15 protein-coding genes and 1 other RNA gene are annotated in these 20,901 nt (G+C 24.5%); all 16 read right to left on the bottom strand.

The genetic code is table 11. The features are described from left to right. Positions 1-11: 11 nt before the first annotated feature. The 16 genes from tuf to V9D86_RS01635 all read right to left on the bottom strand — a co-directional run bounded on the left by tuf (position 12) and on the right by V9D86_RS01635 (position 20,726). A complete protein-coding gene (gene tuf / locus V9D86_RS01710) occupies positions 12-1,190 on the bottom strand; it encodes an elongation factor Tu (RefSeq protein WP_334331071.1) in 1,179 nt (392 codons plus the stop codon). A gap of 68 nt (positions 1,191-1,258) precedes the next feature. Continuing rightward, positions 1,259-3,325, bottom strand: a complete 2,067-nt coding sequence (gene fusA / locus V9D86_RS01705; RefSeq protein ID WP_334331070.1) for an elongation factor G — start codon at positions 3,323-3,325, stop codon at positions 1,259-1,261. A gap of 36 nt (positions 3,326-3,361) precedes the next feature. Continuing rightward, on the bottom strand, positions 3,362-3,832 hold the full coding sequence (rpsG, locus tag V9D86_RS01700; RefSeq protein ID WP_334331069.1) for a 30S ribosomal protein S7: 471 nt from the start codon (positions 3,830-3,832) through the stop codon (positions 3,362-3,364). A gap of 52 nt (positions 3,833-3,884) precedes the next feature. Then, positions 3,885-4,298: a 30S ribosomal protein S12 gene (rpsL, locus tag V9D86_RS01695; RefSeq protein ID WP_334331068.1), complete on the bottom strand. Its 414-nt coding sequence runs from the start codon at positions 4,296-4,298 to the stop codon at positions 3,885-3,887. Positions 4,299-4,469: 171 nt separating this feature from the next. Further along, positions 4,470-8,528 carry a DNA-directed RNA polymerase subunit beta' gene (rpoC, locus tag V9D86_RS01690; protein WP_334331067.1) on the bottom strand — a complete coding sequence of 1,353 codons (4,059 nt, stop codon included), beginning with the start codon at positions 8,526-8,528 and terminating at the stop codon, positions 4,470-4,472. A gap of 2 nt (positions 8,529-8,530) precedes the next feature. Then, positions 8,531-12,355, bottom strand: coding sequence for a DNA-directed RNA polymerase subunit beta (gene rpoB, locus V9D86_RS01685; protein ID WP_334331066.1), 3,825 nt, complete (start codon positions 12,353-12,355; stop codon positions 8,531-8,533). Between the two features lie 199 nt (positions 12,356-12,554). Next, entirely contained in the window at positions 12,555-12,938 is a 384-nt protein-coding gene (rplL, locus tag V9D86_RS01680) for a 50S ribosomal protein L7/L12 (protein WP_334331065.1), read from the bottom strand. Between the two features lie 16 nt (positions 12,939-12,954). Then, entirely contained in the window at positions 12,955-13,443 is a 489-nt protein-coding gene (rplJ, locus tag V9D86_RS01675; protein ID WP_334331064.1) for a 50S ribosomal protein L10, read from the bottom strand. Between the two features lie 178 nt (positions 13,444-13,621). Continuing rightward, positions 13,622-14,311, bottom strand: coding sequence for a 50S ribosomal protein L1 (gene rplA / locus V9D86_RS01670; RefSeq protein ID WP_334331063.1), 690 nt, complete (start codon positions 14,309-14,311; stop codon positions 13,622-13,624). 57 nt (positions 14,312-14,368) lie between these two features. After that, entirely contained in the window at positions 14,369-14,797 is a 429-nt protein-coding gene (gene rplK, locus V9D86_RS01665) for a 50S ribosomal protein L11 (protein ID WP_334331062.1), read from the bottom strand. A gap of 75 nt (positions 14,798-14,872) precedes the next feature. Beyond that, entirely contained in the window at positions 14,873-15,460 is a 588-nt protein-coding gene (nusG, locus tag V9D86_RS01660) for a transcription termination/antitermination protein NusG (RefSeq protein WP_334331061.1), read from the bottom strand. Positions 15,461-15,470: 10 nt separating this feature from the next. After that, positions 15,471-15,851 carry a preprotein translocase subunit SecE gene (secE, locus tag V9D86_RS01655; protein WP_334331060.1) on the bottom strand — a complete coding sequence of 127 codons (381 nt, stop codon included), beginning with the start codon at positions 15,849-15,851 and terminating at the stop codon, positions 15,471-15,473. Between the two features lie 38 nt (positions 15,852-15,889). Next, a complete protein-coding gene (rpmG, locus tag V9D86_RS01650; protein ID WP_334331059.1) occupies positions 15,890-16,039 on the bottom strand; it encodes a 50S ribosomal protein L33 in 150 nt (49 codons plus the stop codon). Positions 16,040-16,198: 159 nt separating this feature from the next. Continuing rightward, a complete protein-coding gene (locus V9D86_RS01645) occupies positions 16,199-18,007 on the bottom strand; it encodes an AAA family ATPase (protein ID WP_334331058.1) in 1,809 nt (602 codons plus the stop codon). 68 nt (positions 18,008-18,075) lie between these two features. Beyond that, an RNA gene (rnpB, locus tag V9D86_RS01640) (RNase P RNA component class B) lies at positions 18,076-18,490 on the bottom strand. Positions 18,491-18,545: 55 nt separating this feature from the next. Continuing rightward, positions 18,546-20,726: a polyribonucleotide nucleotidyltransferase gene (locus tag V9D86_RS01635; RefSeq protein ID WP_334331057.1), complete on the bottom strand. Its 2,181-nt coding sequence runs from the start codon at positions 20,724-20,726 to the stop codon at positions 18,546-18,548. Positions 20,727-20,901: the final 175 nt, after the last annotated feature.

Genomic DNA, 20,901 nt, shown 5'->3' with positions numbered 1-20,901 from the left:
CAGAGTTTTTTTTATTCAATAATTTTAGTTACTGTACCAGCTCCTATTGTACGTCCACCTTCACGAATAGAAAATTTAGTACCTTCTTCAATAGCAATTGGATGATTTAATTCAACAATAATTTCTGCTCTATCACCTGGTAATACCATTTTAACATCTTCTTGTAATTTAATAAAACCAGTTATATCTGTAGTACGAAAATAAAATTGTGGTCTGTAATTAGAAAAAAATTCAGTATGACGACCGCCCTCTTTTTTAGTTAAAATATAAACTTGAGATAAAAATTTGCGATAAGATTTTAGAGAACCTGGTTTAGCTAAAACTTGACCTCTTTCGATTTGATCGCGAGTAATACCACGTAATAAAATACCAACATTATCACCAGCTTGAGCAAACTCTAATCCTTTTTTAAACATTTCAATACCGGTAATAATAGCTTTTTTAGTTTCTTTTAAACCAATAATCTCAACCTCTTCATTAATATTAATTTTTCCTCTTTCTACACGACCAGTAGCAACAGTGCCACGACCAGTAATAGTATGAACTCCTTCAACTGGCATTAAAAATGGTTTTTCTACATCACGAATTGGATCTTCAATATATTCATCTAAAACTTCTAATAATTTATTTATACCTTCAACATCTGTACCTTCTAAAGCTTTTAAAGCCGAACCTCTTACAAAAGGAGTTTTATCGCCATCAAATTTATATTCGTTTAATAATTCACGAACTTCCATTTCTACTAAATTAATCCATTCTTCTTCTTTAACTAAATCGCATTTATTTAAAAATACTATTAATTTAGATACACCAACTTGGCCAACTAATAAAACATGTTCACGAGTTTGTGGCATTACCCCATGATAAGCGGAAACAACTAAAATACCAGCGTCCATCTGAGCAGCACCTGTAATCATATTTTTAACATAATCAGCGTGTCCAGGACAATCAATATGAGCATAATGTCTTTTTTCAGTTTCATAAGAAACATGTGTAGTATTAATAGTTATACCACGTTCTTTTTCTTCTTTAGTTTTATCAATTTGATCATATGATTTATTTTCTGCTAAACCTTTTGTTGATAAAACTTTAGTAATAGCAGCAGTTAAAGTAGTTTTTCCATGATCGACATGACCAATAGTACCTACATTAACATGAACTTTATCTCTTAAAAATACTTTACTAGACATTTTTATTTAAATCTCCTTTTAAAAATTATTTTTTAATAATCATAATCATTTTAATATATTTTTGTAATTCAATTGCGTTTTTTAATAATTTCTTCAGAAATATTTTTAGGTGCTTTTTCATATTTTAAAAATTGCATAATAAAACTTGCTCTACCTTGAGTATTAGAACGTAAAATAGTAGAATAACCAAACATTTCAGAAAGAGGAACTAATGCTTTAATAATAATAGTGTTTTCTCTAGAATCTTGATTTTCTAATTTTCCTCTCCTAGAAGTTAAATCACCAATTACATTTCCAACATAATCATTAGGAGTAATAATTTCAACTTCCATAATAGGTTCTAAAATAACAATATTACCTTCATTTTTAGTTTGTTTTAAAGCCATAGAAGCAGCAATTTTAAAAGCTATTTCAGAAGAATCTACATCATGATACGAACCATCAATTAAAGTTGCCTTAACATCTATCAAAGGAAAACCGGCTAAAATACCGTTTGATAAAGATTCCTCTAAACCTTTTTTAACTGCCGGAATATATTCTTTAGGAATAACTCCACCTACAATTTTATTAACAAATTCATTACCTTTATCTAAATTAGGTTCAAAACAAATAATAACATGACCATATTGCCCTCTTCCGCCAGATTGACGAATAAATTTTCCTTCCGTAGTAGAAATTTTGGTCAAAGTTTCACGATAAGCTACTTGAGGTTGATTTACATTTGCTTCTACTTTAAATTCAGTTTTCAAACGATCTAAAATAATTTCTAAATGTAATTCTCCCATGCCTGCTATAATAGTTTGACCAGTTTCACGATTAGTATAAATTTTAAAAGTAGGATCTTCTTCGGATAATTTAGATAAAGCAATTCCGATTTTATCTTGGTCAGCTTTAGTTTTTGGTTCAATAGCAATTTCTATTACTGGTTCAGGAAAATTCATAGATTCCAAAATAATATCATCATTTATAGAAGTTAAAGTGTCACCAGTTGTAGTATTTTTTAAACCTACTGCAGCAACAATATCGCCTGCATATACTTCCTTAATTTCTTCTCTAGAATTAGCATGCATTTGTAATAAACGTCCTAATCTTTCTTTAACTTGTTTAGTAGCATTAGTAACATAAGAACCTGTTTTAATTGTACCAGCATAAACACGAAAAAAAGTTAATTTACCTACATAAGGATCAGTCATAACTTTAAAAGCTAAAGCAGTGAAAGGTTCATTATCTGAGGTTTTTCTTATAATTTCTTTATTTTCAAAATTACAACCTACTATAGAAGAAACATCCATTGGAGAAGGTAAATAATCAATAACAGCATCTAATATTTTTTTAACTCCTTTATTTTTAAAAGCTGAACCACATAAAACTGGAAAAAAATCAGCTTTTAAAGTTGCTTGTCTAATCACATTTTTTAATTTTTCTACAGTAATTTCTTTACCATTTAAATAATCCATCATCAATTCTTCATCATAATTAGCCATTTTTTCAATTAATTCTATTCTTTTACTTTCAGCTAATTCTTTCATATATTCAGGAATTTCAATAGTTTTAAATTTTTCATCTGGAGTACCTAAAAATTCAATTCCAGTCATTTCTAATAAATCTATTATACCTTTAAATTCATTTTCAGAACCTATTGGTAATTGAATAGGAGAAGCATTAATACCTAATCTTTGATATAAAGTTTTAACAGCATAATCAAAACTAGCGCCAATTTTATCCATTTTATTGACAAAAATAATTCTTGGTACTTTATATTCAGTAGCTTGACGCCAAACAGTTTCTGTTTGAGGTTCAACTCCAGCTTTAGCATCTATGACTGCTACAGCGCCATCTAAAACTCTTAATGATCTTGAAACCTCAACAGTAAAATCAACATGTCCCGGAGTATCAATAATATTAATTCTGTGTTCTTTCCAAAAAGCAGTAGTTGCAGCAGAAGTAATAGTTATTCCTCTTTCTTGTTCTTGTTTCATCCAATCCATTTGTGAATCGCCATCATGAGTTTCACCAATTTTATGAATTTTACCGGTATGAAACAAAATTCTTTCTGTTGTAGTAGTTTTTCCTGCATCAATATGAGCCATAATACCAATATTACGTGTTTTTTGTAGAGGAAATTTACGAGGCATTTTTTTTCTCCTTAGTTTAAATTCCTTATATATAAATTACCAACGATAATGAGCAAAAGATTTATTAGCCTCAGCCATACGATGTATTTCTTCTCTTTTTTTTACTGCTAAACCGTTACCAGTAGAAGCATCAATAATTTCTTTAGCAAGTTTTTGTTGCATTGTTTTTTCATTACGTTTTTGAGCAAATTGTACCAACCATCTTAAACCTAAAGATTGTCTTCTTTCAGGACGAACTTCAGAAGGAATTTGATATTTTTGACCACCTATACGTCTAGAACGAACTTCTAATTCAGGCATGATATTTTTTAAAGCTTCGTCAAAAACAACAATAGGTTCACGTTGAGTAATTTCTTTTATTTTGTCAAAAGCTCCATATAAAATAGTTTGAGCAGTTGCTTTTTTACCATCTTTCATAATAGTATTAATAGTTTTAGTAACTAACTTAGAATTATAAAAAACATCAGGTAAAACATCACGTTTATTTATACTTTTCTTACGTGGCATATTGAGTTTATTCACCTATTTTCTTTTTTTGTATTTAAAATTTTAATAATTTTTAATTTTTATTTTTCTTAGAACCATATTTAGAACGACTTTGTTTACGATTAATAACACCTTTAGTATCTAATTTTCCTCTAATTATATGATAACGTACACCAGGTAAATCTTTAACACGACCACCACGTATTAAAACTACACTATGTTCTTGTAAAGTATGTCCAATTCCTGGAATATAAGCATTAACTTCTGTACCATTACTTAAACGAACTCTAGCATATTTACGCAAAGCAGAATTAGGTTTTTTAGGCGTCATTGTTGTTACACGAATACAAACTCCACTTTTTTGAGGAGATTTATATTTTTTAACTTTGTTTTTTAAATTATTAAAACCATAACTTAAAGCCGGAGCTTTAGTTTTTATAATTTTATCAACTCGTCTTTTTCTAATTAATTGTGAAATAGTAGGCACAAAATTCTCCTTTCTAAAATTTAATATTTAATATTTATAAATATGCAATTTTATCATCATAATTATATGTAATTATAACCATTTATTAAAAAAAAGTCAATAATTTAATATTAAAAAATATAAAAATAAAATTATTTTTTTTTATTTTTGAAAAATTATGATTAATTATATTTAATAATTATCTTCTTTTATAAAATTTGAATTTTTATATTCAAAAATAGAAGTTTTTAAAATACCAGTGCCAGCAGGTATTAAACCGCCTACGATAACATTTTCTTTTAAACCTTCTAAGCGATCAACTTTACCTCTAATAGCTGCATCAATTAAAATTTTAGTAGCAGTTTGAAAAGATGCCGCAGATAAAAAAGACTCACTTTTTAAAGAAGAACTTGTAATACCTAATAATATTGGTTTACCGGCAGCTAAAGATTTATTTTGTTTTAACATTTCTAGATTAATTTTTTTAAATTCTTGAATATTAATTTCTGAACCCGGTAATAAATCAGTATCTCCTTCATAAATTATTAATAAATGAGTTAACATTTTATGAATTATAATTTCAATATGTTTATCACTAATAGATACGTTTTGAGCTCGATAAACACTTTGTACTTCTTCTAAAATATATTTTTGAGTTTCTACAATATTTGTTGCTCTTAATAATTCCTTTAAATCAATAGAACCAGAAGTCAATTTTTGACCAGATTTTATCTTCATACCTTTATGAACTAAAATTTCAGAATTAGTATCCACAATATAACGTATTTCTTGTTCTTTATCATCAGATAAAATTACAATTTCAGGATTTAAAGTTCTTATTTTTTCAATATTTTTAACTTTACCTTTCAATTCACTAATAATAGCTTTGCCTTTAGGTTTCCTTACTTCAAATAATTCTTGAATTCTTGGTAAACCTTGAGTAATATCAGAAACCGAAGCAACACCGCCGGTATGAAAAGTTCTCATAGTTAATTGTGTTCCTGGTTCACCAATAGATTGAGCAGCAATAACGCCTACTGCTTCACCTATTTCTACTAGTTTATTAGTTGATAAATTTATACCATAATCTTTAATACAAACTCCGCGTGAACAATTACAATTTAAAATACTTCTGATTTCTATTTTGTTAATTTCTAATTCAATAATTTTATTACAAATTTCTTCATTTACCAATTGATTTCTATAAAAAATATTTTTTTTACTTTGTGGATGTAAAACATCTTTACTCAAAAAACGACCTAATATACGATCACGTAAAGATATAATCTCTTTACCATCATTTTTAATAGCTTCAACATTAAAACCTAATTCACTTCCACAATCATCTTGAATTATAATAATATCTTGAGCAACATCAACCAAACGACGAGTTAAATATCCAGATTCAGCCGTTTTTAAAGCAGTATCAGTTGAACCTTTACGAGCTCCATGAGTAGAAATAAAAAATTCTGATACAGTTAATCCTTCTATAAAAGAAGTCTTTACTGGAACTTCAATAATTTCTCCTTTAGGATTATTCATTAAACCTCTCATACCCATTAATTGAGTAAAATTAGAAATACTTCCACGCGCTCCACTATCACTCATCATAAAAACATGATTATCTTGTTTTAAATCATCCATTAGTCCTTCTTGAATCTGATCTCGAACCTCTTTCCATTCTTTAATAACTAAATTTTTACGTTCATAACTAGTTAAAAGACCATTTTCATACCATTCTTCAATTTTAATAATATTTTTTTCTTTTTTTTCTAATAATTCTTTCTTTTTTGAATAAATATTTATATCTTCGAAAGAAATAGTAATACCCGCTATTGTAGAATATTTAAAACCTAAAGATTTAATATCATCTAACATCCTAGAAGTCTCAATAATTGGCATATTTTTAAAAAATATATTAATTACCATAGATAAAAATTTCTTTTTAAAAGGACTTGGAATTGGAATATCATTTAAAACTTTTTTAGGTTCAATACCTTTATTAATAAAATAACAATCAGGCGTTTGAATTTCTAAATTATACTTAGTAGGTTCATTAATATAAGGAAAATTTGAGGGTAAAATATTATTAAAAATCATTTTTCCTAAAGTAGTAACTAAATATTTTTCTTTTTGTTCGTCTGTAAAATTAGATTTAATACCACTTGGTTTAATAACTATTCTTGTATGTAAAGAAATTTCTTTTTTTTCGAAAGCTATTTCAGCTTCTTGTAAATCATTAAAAAATTTACCTTCATTACGATGCTTATATTGATGTTCTTTGTTTTTTTGTTCAACATTAAAAACACCATCTAAAATACGACTTTTTTTTTCTTCAATAGTTAAATAATAATTACCTAAAACCATATCTTGTGATGGAGTTACAACAGGATTACCGTTTTTAGGATCTAAAATATTATTTGACATTAACATTAATAAACGAGCTTCTGCTTGTGATTCTAAAGAAAGAGGTAAATATACTGCCATTTGATCACCATCAAAATCAGCATTAAATGCTGGTGTTACTAAAGGATGTAGACGAATTGCTTTACCATCTATTAGTTTTGGTTCAAAAGCTTGTATACCTAAACGATGTAAAGTTGGAGCTCTATTTAACAATACTGGATGTTCTTTTACTACCTCTTCTAAAGCTTTCCATACTTTTTCGTCCATTCTATCATAAACATGAACAATATTAGTTTTATCAATACCTTGTTCTTGTAATTTTCTCAAAACAAAAGGTTTAAATAAAATTACCGCCATTTGTCTTGGAATACCGCATTGATGCATCTTTAAACGAGGATCAACTATAATTACTGAACGCCCAGAATAATCAACTCTTTTACCTAAAAGATTTTGACGAAAACGACCAGTTTTACCTCTTAATGTTTCTGATAAAGGTTTTAAAGTTTTATTTCTATTAATATTAGAATAATTTTTTTTATTAGATTTAGTATTATCAAACAAAGCATCAACTGCTTCTTGTAACATCCTTTTCTCATTTTTAATAATTAATTCAGGTGCTTTTTGTTGCAATTGTTTTTTTAAACGACTATTACGATTTAAAATTCTTCTATATAAATCGTTAGAATCAGTAGTAGCAAAACGACCACCATCTAAAGGAACCATTTGTCTTAGACCACAAGGAAGCACAGGAATAACATCCATAACCATCCATTCTGGTTTATTTTCTGATTTATTAAAATCTTCAAAAATCTTTAACCTTTTAATAATAGCGTTTCTTTTAGGTTTAGGAACTATTTTAAGATTTTTACGTAAAATTTTTATATTTTTTTCTAAATCTAAAGATTGCAACATTGTTTTAATTGCTTTTGCTCCAGTTAAAGCTATAAAACTATTACTAAAATATTCAGAATAATTATTATATTCCATTTCAGAAATAATTTGTTTTTTATTTAATGAAGATTTTCCAGGTTCAATTACAATATAAGACATATAATAAACTATTTCTTCAATTTCTTTAGCTTTAATACCTAATAAAATAGATAAACGACTAGGTGAATTATTAAAATACCAAGTATGTACTACAGGAGTAGCTAGTTCAATATGAGCCATTCTCTCTCTTCTAACTTTTGATTCAGTAAATTCTACATTACATCTTGAACAAATTTGTCCTTTATTAACAATTTGTTTTTTAGCACAAATACATTGAAAATCTTTTACTGGACCAAAAATTTTTTGACAAAAAAGACCACCAGTTTCTGGTTTTGAAGTACGATAATTAATAGTCTCATAATTAACAATTTCACCATAAGACCATTGTCTAATTTCATCACTCGAAGACAAACGAATTTTAAAATGTTGATAATTTCTATTAGAATTATGTTTTTTAGAATTAGATAATAAATGAGATTGTGAAGAAAATTTAATAGTATTACATCCATATAAAATAAATAAATTATTTAGATTATGTATGGCATATATATCGTTAGAAAATATTTTATATAAAACATCTTTGGAAATTAACATTAAAGAATTAAAATCTGTAATACCATTATCATAAAGTTTTTCTATAACTAATTGTTCTAAATGTAAATTTTTTAAATCAGAAGGTAAAGAATATTCTTTTAATATTGGTATAATATCAAAAAAATCTTCTTTTAATAATTTTTTTAAATCATTTAAATTAAAAGTATTAAATTCTTCTAAATAATTAATTCCTAAAAGTTTTAATTTATTAATAATTCGGTCAGAAATACTAATGTTTTTTATTTTTGTTTTTTTTAACATAACTATATACTATTATTAGAACCCTTCTTTTGATTTTCAACTAAAGATTTTAATATTTCATTTTCTTTCGTTTTAGAATTGATTAATTCAACATATAAACCTAAAGACTGAAGTTCTTTAGCAAAAACCCTAAAACTTTCTGGAATAGAAGGTTTAGGAAGTGGTAAACCATTTGTAATAGCACTATAAGTTTTTTGACGTCCAATAATATCATCGCTTTTGATAGTTAAAATTTCTTGTAAAGAATGAGCAGCTCCATAAGCATAAAGTGACCAAACTTCCATTTCGCCAAACCTTTGTCCACCATTTTGATTTCTACCTCCCATAGGTTGTTGAGCCATAAGAGTATAAGGTCCTATATTTCTAGAGTGTAATTTATCTTCAACCATATGGGATAATTTAATCATATACATAACTCCAACAGAAATAGAACTATCAAATGGTTCTCCTGTTCGACCATCATATAAAGTCATTTTACCATCTAATGATAATTTTGCTTCTTTAATAATTTTCCTTAAATCATCATTATTAACACCATCAAATACCGGAGTAGCAATTTTAATATTAAGTTTTTTAGCTGCAATTCCTAAATGAATTTCTAAAATTTGGCCAATGTTCATTCTACTTGGAACACCTAAAGGATTTAAAATAATATCTATAGTAGTACCATCTTTCATATAAGGTAAATCTTCTTTAGGTAATATTAAAGAAATTACTCCTTTATTACCATGCCTACCGGCCATTTTGTCGCCTTCTTTAATTTTTCTTTTTTTAGCAATATAAACGCGAACGCTTTCATTTACTTCAGGAGGCAAAATATCATTGTTTTCTTTAGAAAAATATTTAACACTTTGAATAATACCTCCTTCGCCATAAGGAACTCTTAAAGAAGAATCTTTATGTTCTCTAGATTTTTCACCAATAATAACATTAATCAACCTTTCATAAGCTGTTTGTTCTACTATACCTTGTGAAGTAATCTTACCAACCAAAATATCTCCTTCTTTAACTTCTGAACCAGGAATAATAATTCCTCTTTCATCTAAATTTTTGATTGCTTCAGCACTTACATTAGGAACTTCTCTAGTAATTTGTTCTACACCAGCACCTTTTTTTAATTCTCTTGTTTGAATTTCATATTTATCAATATGAACAGAAGTATAAATATCATTTTTTACTAAATCTTCAGATATAATAATAGCATCTTCGTAATTATAACCTTCCCAAGTCATAAAAGCTACTGTAACATTTCTACCCAAAGCTAATTCTTCTTTATAAGTGGCTGGACCGTCGGTAATAATATCGTTTTTATTTACAAAATCACCAGCTAAAACCAAGGGTTTCTGTAAAATTAAAGTATCTTGATTAGATTTAGCAAAATTAATTAATTTATATTCAGTTTGACAACTAAAAACATTTTTTTGATATAAAATTTTAGCTTTTTCATAATTAAATTCTTCTTCAATTTTATAAATCACTTCATCATTAATTTTAATAGTTTTTTTAGGTTGTTCTGTAATTACAATTTTTTTAGCATCAGAATAAGTTACATAACCACTATTTTTAGCCAATATTAAACATCCAGAATCTTTAGCAATTCTATGTTCAATACCGGTACCTACAATAGGTGATTCAGGAATTAAAAGAGGGACTGCTTGTCTTTGCATATTAGCACCCATTAAAGCACGAGAAGCATCATTATGTTCTAAAAATGGAATAGAAGAAGTTGCAACAGAAACAATTTGCTTAGGTGAAACATCAATATAAGTTATCTTATCTATTTCGTGTAAACCTGTTTCACCATTTTTTCTGGCAATAATTTTTTTTTCTTTAAATGTATTATCAGAATTTAAATAAGTAACTGAAGCAATTACTTCTTTCTCTTCTTGATCTGCTGTCAAATAATCAATATGCTCAGAAACCTTAGGTTGTCCTTGTTTATTTTTAATTACCTTTAAATAAGGAGTTTGAATAAAACAATACTTATCTACCCGAGCATAAGTAGATAAAGAAGCAATCAATCCAATAGAAGGTCCTTCTGGAGTTTCAATTGGACATAATTTAGCATAATGAGAATTATTAATATCTCTAATTTCAATTCCTGCTCGATCACGATCAATACCACCTATACCTAAAGCCGAAACCCTTCTTTTTTGAGTTAATTCAGCTAAAGGATTAATTTGATCCATAAAATGAGATAAACGAGAACTATTAAAAAAAGTTTTAATAATAGCCGAAAGCGAAGTAAAATTGACTAAACTATTAACTGTAATATTATTAAATTTATTAATAGACATTTTATCCTTAATATTTTTTTCAGAAATAATTAAACCTAATCGAAATTGATTAGTTAAAAGTTCTCCGATTAAACGTAAACGTCGATTACCTAAATGATCGATATCATCAGTTTTGCCTATATCTTCATAAAGATTTAAATAATAACTAATGCTTGCAATAATATCAGATACAGTAATGTGTGTTTTTTTTATTTCTGATTGTATATTACCAATAACTTTAATAGTGGGTGTAGGATTACCTAATTTATCTAAAACATAAACTTCTAAAACTTCATTAAAAACACCTTTACGTTCTTTATGTTTTTGATATAAATCTATATTAAATAAAAAATATTTTGATACTTTATCATGAATGAATTGTTCATTTTTTCTAATAATATCAATAACTTTTTCAGTTATTAAAACATCTTTTTCAACCAGAATCTCTCCTGTTTTTAAATTAACAATAATGTCTTTAGTATATAATTCAAGATTTTGATCTTTATTATAAATACCATAAGTAAATATTTCTTCATTAATTTCATTTTCTAAATTATTATCAGCATTAACCAATTCAAAAGTAAAATAATTACGTTTACTTTTTAATTGTTCAATTATTTCTTCATTCAAAAAAGTTTTTTTAAATAAAAATATTTCATTAGTTTCTGGATCTATTAAATCTTTCGCTAAATAAGTGTTTTTTACACGTGATAAAACATCTAATTTTTGATTAAATTTATATCTCCCTACAGATAATAAATCATATTTTTTAGAATAAAATAATTTAGAAAAAATAAACTCTCTTGCTACATCAAATGGTACTTTTTCACCTCTATGTAATTTAGAATGTAATTCAATAATAGATTCATTAACATTTAAAATTTGATCTTTTTTTAAAGATAAATCTAAAAATTTATTATATCCAAAAATAGATTCAATTTTTTCTTTAGTATCAAAACCTAAACAACAAATAAATTTATTTAAAGGAATTTTTTTTGAACGATCCAATTTAGCATATAAAAAATCTTTATTACTCTGTTCATATTCGATCCAAGCACCACGAGTTGGAATTAATTGCGCTAAATAACGTACTTTAGAATCAAATTTTTTAGTAAAATAAATACCTGAAGAACGAACAATTTGCGAAATTACTACTCTTTCAGTTCCGTTAATAATAAAAGTTCCAGAAGGAGTTATTAATGGCAATTCTGTGATTAAAATATTACTTTCTTTAATTTCTTTAGTTAAAACATTTTCTAATCTTGCTTTAGCAAATAATTGTGAATAATAAGTAATATCTCTATTTTTGGCCTCTTCAATGTTATATTTAGGTTTTTCTAAATAAAAATCATCAAAATATAATTTTAAATCACCATTATTACTTTCAATCGGAGAAATATCTTTTAATATTTTTTTAATACCTTCTTTTAAAAATAATTCAAAAGATTTAGTTTGAATTTCAATTAAATTAGGTAATTCAATATCGTAATTCATTTTTGAATAATTACGACGTTCAGTTTGTGTGCCGTATTTAATATTACGATATTCCATATACAAAAAACTCCTGTAAATTATTAAATTATTAAATTATTATTAGTCAAAAAAATAATAATAAGATAATTTTTTGAATCATATAAAAAAATAAAAATTTTGTTTTATATTTAATAAAACCTTATAAAAAGGTTAAATAATAAAGATAAAATAAAATTTTAAATATTATAAAATATAATAAATATTAAAAACTAAAAAATTATTGAATTTCTACAATAACTCCGATTAATTCTAATTTATTCTTGATTTCCTCTGCTTTTTCTTTAGAAATTTTTTCTTGAATTTTAGCATCAGGAGTATTTAATAATTTTTGTGCTTCATATAAACCTAAACCAGTAATTTCTTTTAATGTTTTAATAATTGAAATTTTATTACTACCATCACCAAAATCTTTAACTATTACTGAAAATTCTGTCTTTTCTTCAACTTGATTTTTTTTATTATCTTGATTAGAACCAGACACAATTAAAGCATTCGGATCTATTCCAAATTCTTCTTTCAAACCATCAACTAATTCTTTAACTTCCAATAAAGACATTTCATTTAAAGAATCAATAAAATTTTTTTTTGTTAATTTAGCCATTTTTTAATTATTTCTCCTATTTTTTTATTTTTGACAACATACAAAGACAAGCTGATAACTGAATTAATGGTGTCATCATGCTAGAAGCTAACATATTCAATAATATTTCTTTCGAAGGTAAAGAAGCTAAAGAATTAATTTCATCGAATGATACTACTTTATTTTCAATTACTCCAGAAACAATTTTAATCATAGAATTTTTCTTAGAAAATTCATAAATAATTTTAGCAGGACTTATTAAATCTGTTAAACTATAAACTAAAGCTTTACTACCTTTAAAATAAAAAATTAAATCATTATAATTAGCAGATTTAGCAGCTCTTTTCATAATATTATTAGTATATATTTTCATTTCACAATCAAATCTTCTTAATTCAGAACGTAATTCTGTAAAAAAACTAACAGGTAATCCTGCATATTCAAAAATAATAAAAGTTTTAGCTTTTTTTAATTTATCAGTTAATTGTTCTACAACTTGATTTTTTTCTGTAATAATTAATTTCAAATTCTTTCTCCTTATATTTTTTAAAAATTTTTTTCAAATAAAAAATATTATATTTCAGCAAAGAAAAATAATAAAAAAAACTTAAAATAATATTACTACATAAAAATAGAATATTAAGTTCATTAAATAATAATAATATTTTTTTCGACATATTATTATTTTTAATAAATTTTATTTATTAAAAAAAGGTTGGATTAATTTTAACACCAGGTGACATAGTGCTTGAAATACTAATATTTTTAATATGTAAATTTTTTATATTTTGTTTAGAAAACATTAAATTTTCATATAAAATTTTAAAATTTTCTAAAATTTGCTGTTTAGAAAAAGAAACTTTACCAATCATTAAATTAATATTACCAGTTTTATCTGTACGATATTCAACTTTACCATTTTTAATATCTTTAACAGCTTTAAAAACATCATTAGTTACAGTTTCTGTTTTTGGATTAGGCATTAATCCTTTAGGACCTAAAATACGACCTAATTTTGATAATTGTGGCATCATTTCTGGAGTAGATACTAAAACATCAAAATCAAACCAATTTTTAGAAATTTTATTAATTAATTCTTGTTCTCCAACATGATCTGCTCCTGCTTTTTTGGCTGCATCTTGAGTTTCATTACTTTTAGCAATAACAGCTACTTTCAAAACTTTACCAATTCCATGTGGTAAAACTACAACTCCCCTAATATTTTGATCAGATTTGTTAGGATTTATATTTAATCTAAAAGAACAATCAACCGAAGCATCAAATTTAACTGTACTGATTTGTTTAATTAATTCGATAGCTTCTTGAAGAGAATATAATTTATTTTTATCAATCATTGTTTTAACAGACAAATATTTTTTTCCTCTTTTTTTCATTTATATAATTCCTTTCTTAAAATAAACAAACCAAATAATATTATTTATTTATCTTAATTATTTTTCAACTATAATTCCCATATTACGTGCAGTACCTTCAATAATTTTACAAGCACTTTCTAAAGAATAAGCATTTAAATCTGGCATCTTCAAAGTTGCTATTTCTTTAATTTTATCAAATTTAATAGTTGCTACTTTATTTTTGTTTGAATTAGCAGAACCTAATTTAATATTAGCAGCTTTTTTTAAAAGACTACTAGCAGGAGGTGTTTTTATAATAAAAGTGAAACTCCTATCATTATAAACAGAAATAACTGTAGTAACCAAATAATCATCCGCTTTATCTTTTGTTGCTGCATTAAATTGTGAGCAAAAAGAAGGAATATTAACTTGAGCTTGACCCAAAGCAGGACCTACAGGTGGAGCTGGATTAGCTTTTTTAGCTAGAATTCGTAATTTTATTTTTTTAACAACTTGTTTAGCCATAATATAATATCATCCTTTTTTTTATTAATAAAAATTTTTATTATTTTATTTTTAATCAAAAATATTAATTAAAATTTAATCAATTTCTTTAAACTGAGAACAATAAATTTCTATTGGTGTTGATCTTCCGAATAAATCAATTTCAACAGTAACTTTCTCTTGCTGATTATCAACATGTAAAACCTTACATATTTGACCAGAAAAAGAACCAGAAATTATTTTTATATTTTTACCATTTAAATAATTAAGATCATTTTTAGAAATCATACCTATTTTCATTAAAATTGGTTTTATTTCTCTTTCACTTAAAGGAACAGGTTTTGAATGATTTTTTAAAGAACCTAAAAAACCATTAACTCTAGGAATATTTTTAACTAAATAAAAAGAACGTTGAGTCATAATCATTTTAATAAAAATATAACCAGAATAAATCTGTCTTTCTTTTTTCTTTTTTTTACCATCATTTTTAACTTCGGTATAAATTTCTTTAGGAGATACAACTTCAATAATTAAATCTAACATATTCATACTATCGGCTACTTGTAATAAATTATTTTTGACAGAATTTTCACAACCAGAATAAGTTTGTAGAATATACCATTGAGCTTCTTTTTTAATATTTTTATCTTTTTCTTTTTCTAATATTTTTTTAAAATTGAACATTATTTATTGACTACACCTTATATAAATATTTAGATAAAATACATTGAATAAGTTTATCAAATAAATAAACCATAGAAATTAATATCAAAGTAAATAGAATTACATAAACAACATTAAAAAAAATATCTTTAAGAGAAGGCCAACTAATGTACTTTATTTTTAATAAAGAACTTTTTAAAAAAGGATAAACTCCTAATAAAAAAATAAAAAAAGAAAACCCAAATAAAAAATAAGCTAATAATTTATTTTTTTCATAAATTTGTTGATCTAATAGTACACCAATAAAAATAAAAGAAAAATAAAATAATAAAATATTTTTCCAATCATATTTATTTGCAATAACTTGTAATAATTGATTTTTTTGTGTTTCTTCGTTTTTTTTATATATCATATAAAAATAATATTCCTTTTTCTCTTAAATTTTAATTATCACTGACTTTCTTTATGTAAAGTGTGTCGATTGCAATTAGAACAATATTTTTTCAGAATTAAACGTTTTGAAGAATAAATACTATTTGTTTTTCTATTATAATTGCGATTCAAACAAATACTACAAATTAAAATATTTTTTTTTATCATAAAACCTCTTAAATAAAACAAACTAAAATTTAAATCATTAATATAATTTTTAAATTTAAAATATTTCTTAGTAAATTTTACCATAATTTTTAAAATATTATAGGTTTTTATAATATCTTTTTTAAAAAAAAAATTTAAAATATAAGATAATTACTAATTTTATTTTTTGAAAAAATCTTCATTAAACAACAATTCGTTTATTTTACTTTCGCTTAAGTTTGTTATTGAATATAAATCTACTATTTTTGCTTGTAATCTATTTCTAATATAATCAATTTTGTCTTTTGATCTTTTTGTTGTGTTGAATAAATTAATGTGATTATAAAAATCCACTATGTTTTGAAAATAACAAAATTTAATAATTTCTTCAACTGAAGAACGAATAAAATTAAATTCATAATTTTTATTATATAAAACAATATTCTTAAGACCTTTAAAACCATATAAATTTAATTTTTCTTCAAATTCTTTTATAACAACATTTATATCATCATCTATTTTCTCTAAATCTTTTGTTACTTGTAAATCATTATTTTCATTATTAATTTTTTGAATACTTTTTTTTAATTTTTTTATTTCTTCTGTACTTATTGACATTCCTAAATCAGTAACCATAGAATAAGCTATTTGATAAGCTTTTTGAAAATCACTTGAAGATCCTGAAGTAACTTCTGAATAATTATTAAATATTTCTTCAAAAATGTTACCACCTAAAGCAATTTTAATTTCTTGTAAAAAATCTATTTTATTTTTTAAAATATTTTCTTTTTGAGGAACATTAATAGTATATCCTTGAATAGGTCCTCTTTTTTCTAATGAAATTCTTTGAACTCTATGTTCGTTAATTAAAGCAAAAAAAGCATGACCTAATTCATGAATAATTACTATTCTTTTGTCTTCGTTATTATTTTCTAATAATGTAGAATTTTTAGGACCAAAAATAACTGTATCAATTGATTCATAAATTTTTTCTATTATTACATCAAATGTTAAATTATTTCTTACTTCTTCTGTTTCATTTAATAATAAGTCTTTGAAATTTAGAAATAATGATTTTATTTTAGCAGGAGTAAATTTTAATTTAGACATTAACGAAGACAAATCTTCTATTTTTTTTGTATAATCTTTTTTATCTTCTTTTTCAAAATTATTAAATTTTGTTTTAAAAAAATCATCTTTTTTAATAAAATATTCAATAATTTTTTTAATCATTATTTTGTCAGGAAAATCTACTTTAATCTTTTTACCTAAACGTCCTGAACGTATTAAAGCCTCATCTAATAATCTCTCTCTATTAGTAGATGCAATAAATACTGCTTTAGGTTCATTTTGATTATTATTATCATTAAAACCATCCAATTGAACTAATAATTCATTTAAAACAGAATCATTTTTACTAGTATCATCTAAAACTCTATCTCTACCAAGAGCATCAATTTCATCAATAAAAATAAAGTAAGCTTTTTGACCATTTTTTTGTGATTTTTGTTTAGCTATTTCAAAAACACTTCTAATTCTAGCAGCGCCAACTCCTACATATTTTTCTTGAAAAGAAGAAGCTGAAAAATAATAAAAATCTGCTTTACTTTTTTGTTTAACTGAACCAGCTAAAGCCTTAGCTAAAAATGTTTTACCAGTACCTGGAGGACCATATAATAAAATTCCTCTTTCAATAGTTGATTCATCTCGTTTTCCTTCAGCAAATTCAACTAATTTGTTCATTTCTATTTTTATATCTTCATAACCTTGAATATCTTCTAAAGTATTTGTTTCATTTTTAATTAAATGTTTTTCAACCCAAGATACTTCATTTTCATTAATTATCGATAATGAATTATTATTAAATTGAAATAAAAATATAATTATAGCAATAATAATCAACAAATTTACTGTAAATGATAAAATTTTACTAATAATATAAAAATAGAAATAAATTTTTTTATTTCTTTCTTCTTTTTGTAAATTCATATATAATTTTATCCAAACTATTATTATTTTTGAAATAAAATATATAAATATTCAAAGTACCAAATAATATGCATAAGCCATGTTCTGTTCTTGTTTTTTTAAACAAGTGCGATCATTTATCTCTATTTTTTTAAAAAAATAGTATAAGAATTAACTTTATTTTTCAAAAGGAATCATTAATTCTCATATGCCCCTACCATAATTTTGGGTTGTTAGCTTGAGGGGTTTACCGCGTTTCACATAATTATTTATAATTATCTCGTCTCTGTGGCACTTTATTTTTTCTTTTCGTAAACTATTATTTTTTATTTATAGCCCTTAGAATTGAAAAAGCCGTTACCCAATAAATTTAAAGGTACTCTAAGTTATTTTTTCCTTAGACACAAACACTACATGCTTTCCTTTAAACATGTGCTAACATGGACTTTCCTAAAATTAAAATCATTTTTTTAAATTAATTTTAATCCTCGATCGCCTTCTATTAATTTGGTAACTAATTTAATTTTAACAAATTTTTAAACATTTATATATTTTTTATTTAAACATCTTTTTTAGATAAATCTATTTGACCGCGTTCATTAATTTTAATACATTTCGCTAAAATAATTTGACCTATTTTTAAAACATCTTCAACTTTATCAACTCTATAATTTTCTAATTTACTAATATGAATAAAACCTTCAACACCAGGAAAAATTTCTGCTATAACTCCGAATGTTTTACCGATTTTATCTTTAACAAAACGTATAATTTTAACTTCATATACGGTTTCTACTTTAATTTTTTTTAAAAAATTTCGAATATAAATAATTGTTAAATCAACAATTTTCATATTTTGATGCATAATATAAATTTTTCCATCTTGCATAATATCAATTTTAACATTATCATGTTTTTCAATAATCTGATTAATTATTTTACCACCACTACCAATAATATCACGTATTTTTTCTGGATTAATTGAAATCATTTTAACTTTAGGTGCATATTTAGAAACTTTATTTCTAGATTTATTAATTACTTTTTCCATTTCATTTAAAATTTTTATTCTATCTTTTTTTGCTTGTTTTAAAACTTTTTCAAAAATTTCTAATGTAATTCCTTTAATTTTAATATCTAATTGTAAAGCAGTAATACCAACTTTAGTACCAGCAATTTTAAAATCTATATCACCTTGATAATCTTCTAAACCTTCAATATCACTTAAAATAGTGTAATTATTTATTTTATCAATATCATCAACAATTAAACCCATAGCAACTCCAGCTACTAAAGATTTTAAAGGTACTCCGGCAGCCATTAAAGCCATAGAAGAAGCGCAAATACTAGCTTGAGAAGATGAACCGTTTGAATCTAAAATTTCTGAAACTACACGAATAGAATAAGGAAAATCATTTTCAGATGGTAAAACACATTCTAAGGCTTTTTCTGCTAACATACCATGTCCTATTTCTCTTCTACTAGGAGATAAATATCTACCCACCGAACCAACAGCAAAAGCAGGAAAATTATAATGAAGCATAAAACGTTTATCAACTTCATCTGATAAATCATCAATAATTTTACTTTCTCTTAAAGTCCCTAAAGTAACAATAGATAAACTTTGAGTACCACCACGAGTAAATAAAGCTGAACCGTGAGTTCTAGGTAAAATATCAATACGAGATGTAATTGATCTAATTTCTGAAGAATTTCTTCCATCAGGTCTAATATTTTCTTTTAAAATTGTTTCTCTGATTATAGTTCTAACTAAAAAATCAAATATAATCTCAACTTCATTTAAATATAATTTTTGATTTTCTAAATCTAATAAATTTAAATTATCTTGTTTATTATTTAGAAATTTTTCTTTATAATTTGCTAATAAATCTTCTTTTAATTTTTTTAAAATATCAGATTTTTTTACATCATTAGCATTAAATTTATTTTTTAAAATCATTTCTATTTTAGAAAAATATTGATCTTTAATTTCTGTTTTTAATAAAGTATTAACATTATTTAATGGTAATTTAATTTTAGTTTTACCTATTTTATTAGCAATCTCTGTTTGAAACAAACAAAGTTTTTTAATAATTTCATGACCAAATTTAATAGATTCTAAAAAATCATTTTCGCTAATTTCTTTAGAACTCATTTCGACCATATTTAAACTATTTTTAGTTCCTGATAAAATTAAAAAAAATGAAGAATTTTCTCTTTGAGATGTTGTAGGATTAATAATTAAATTATCATCAATCTTACCAACGCAAACACTAGAAACTGGTTCAAAAAAAGGAATATCAGAAATTAATAAAGCCAAAGAACTACCAAATAAAGCAATATTTTCATTATTACCATCTGGATCACTACTTAAAACCATATTTATTAATTGAACTTCATTTTTAAAATCTTTAGAAAATAAAGGTCTTAATGTACGATCAATTAAGCGAGAACAAAGAATTTCTTGATCAGAAGGTTTACCTTCTCTTCTTAAAAAACCTCCAGGTATTTTTCCAGCAGCGTATAATTTTTCTTGATAATTAACAGTCAAAGGTAAAAAATTTAAATATTTTTTTCTTTCTCCGTAAACAGAAACACTTAAAATAACAGTATCTTTATAAAATAACATTACAGATCCATTAGCTTGTCTTGATATTTCACCAATTTCAATTCTTAAAACATTATTTTCAAAAATAATTTCAAAAACTTCTTTATTATTATTTTCAGTATTTAAATCCATATTAAAATCCTTTCTTAATAATAATTAAATTTTATGCAAAATATTTGGAATTATTTTCGAAAATAAAAAAAAATCTAAAAATCTTATAAAATTTGAAAAATATAAAAATATGGCGCCTATGCTAGGACTCGAACCTAGGACCCTCTGATTAACAGTCAGATGCTCTACCAACTGA

The sequence above is a fragment of the Candidatus Phytoplasma prunorum genome, from assembly GCF_036924415.2.
GTDB lineage: Bacteria > Bacillota_I > Bacilli_A > Acholeplasmatales > Acholeplasmataceae > Phytoplasma > Phytoplasma prunorum.
The sequence above is the reverse complement of the archived record's forward strand: the minus strand, read 5'-3'. Positions and strand labels throughout refer to the sequence as shown.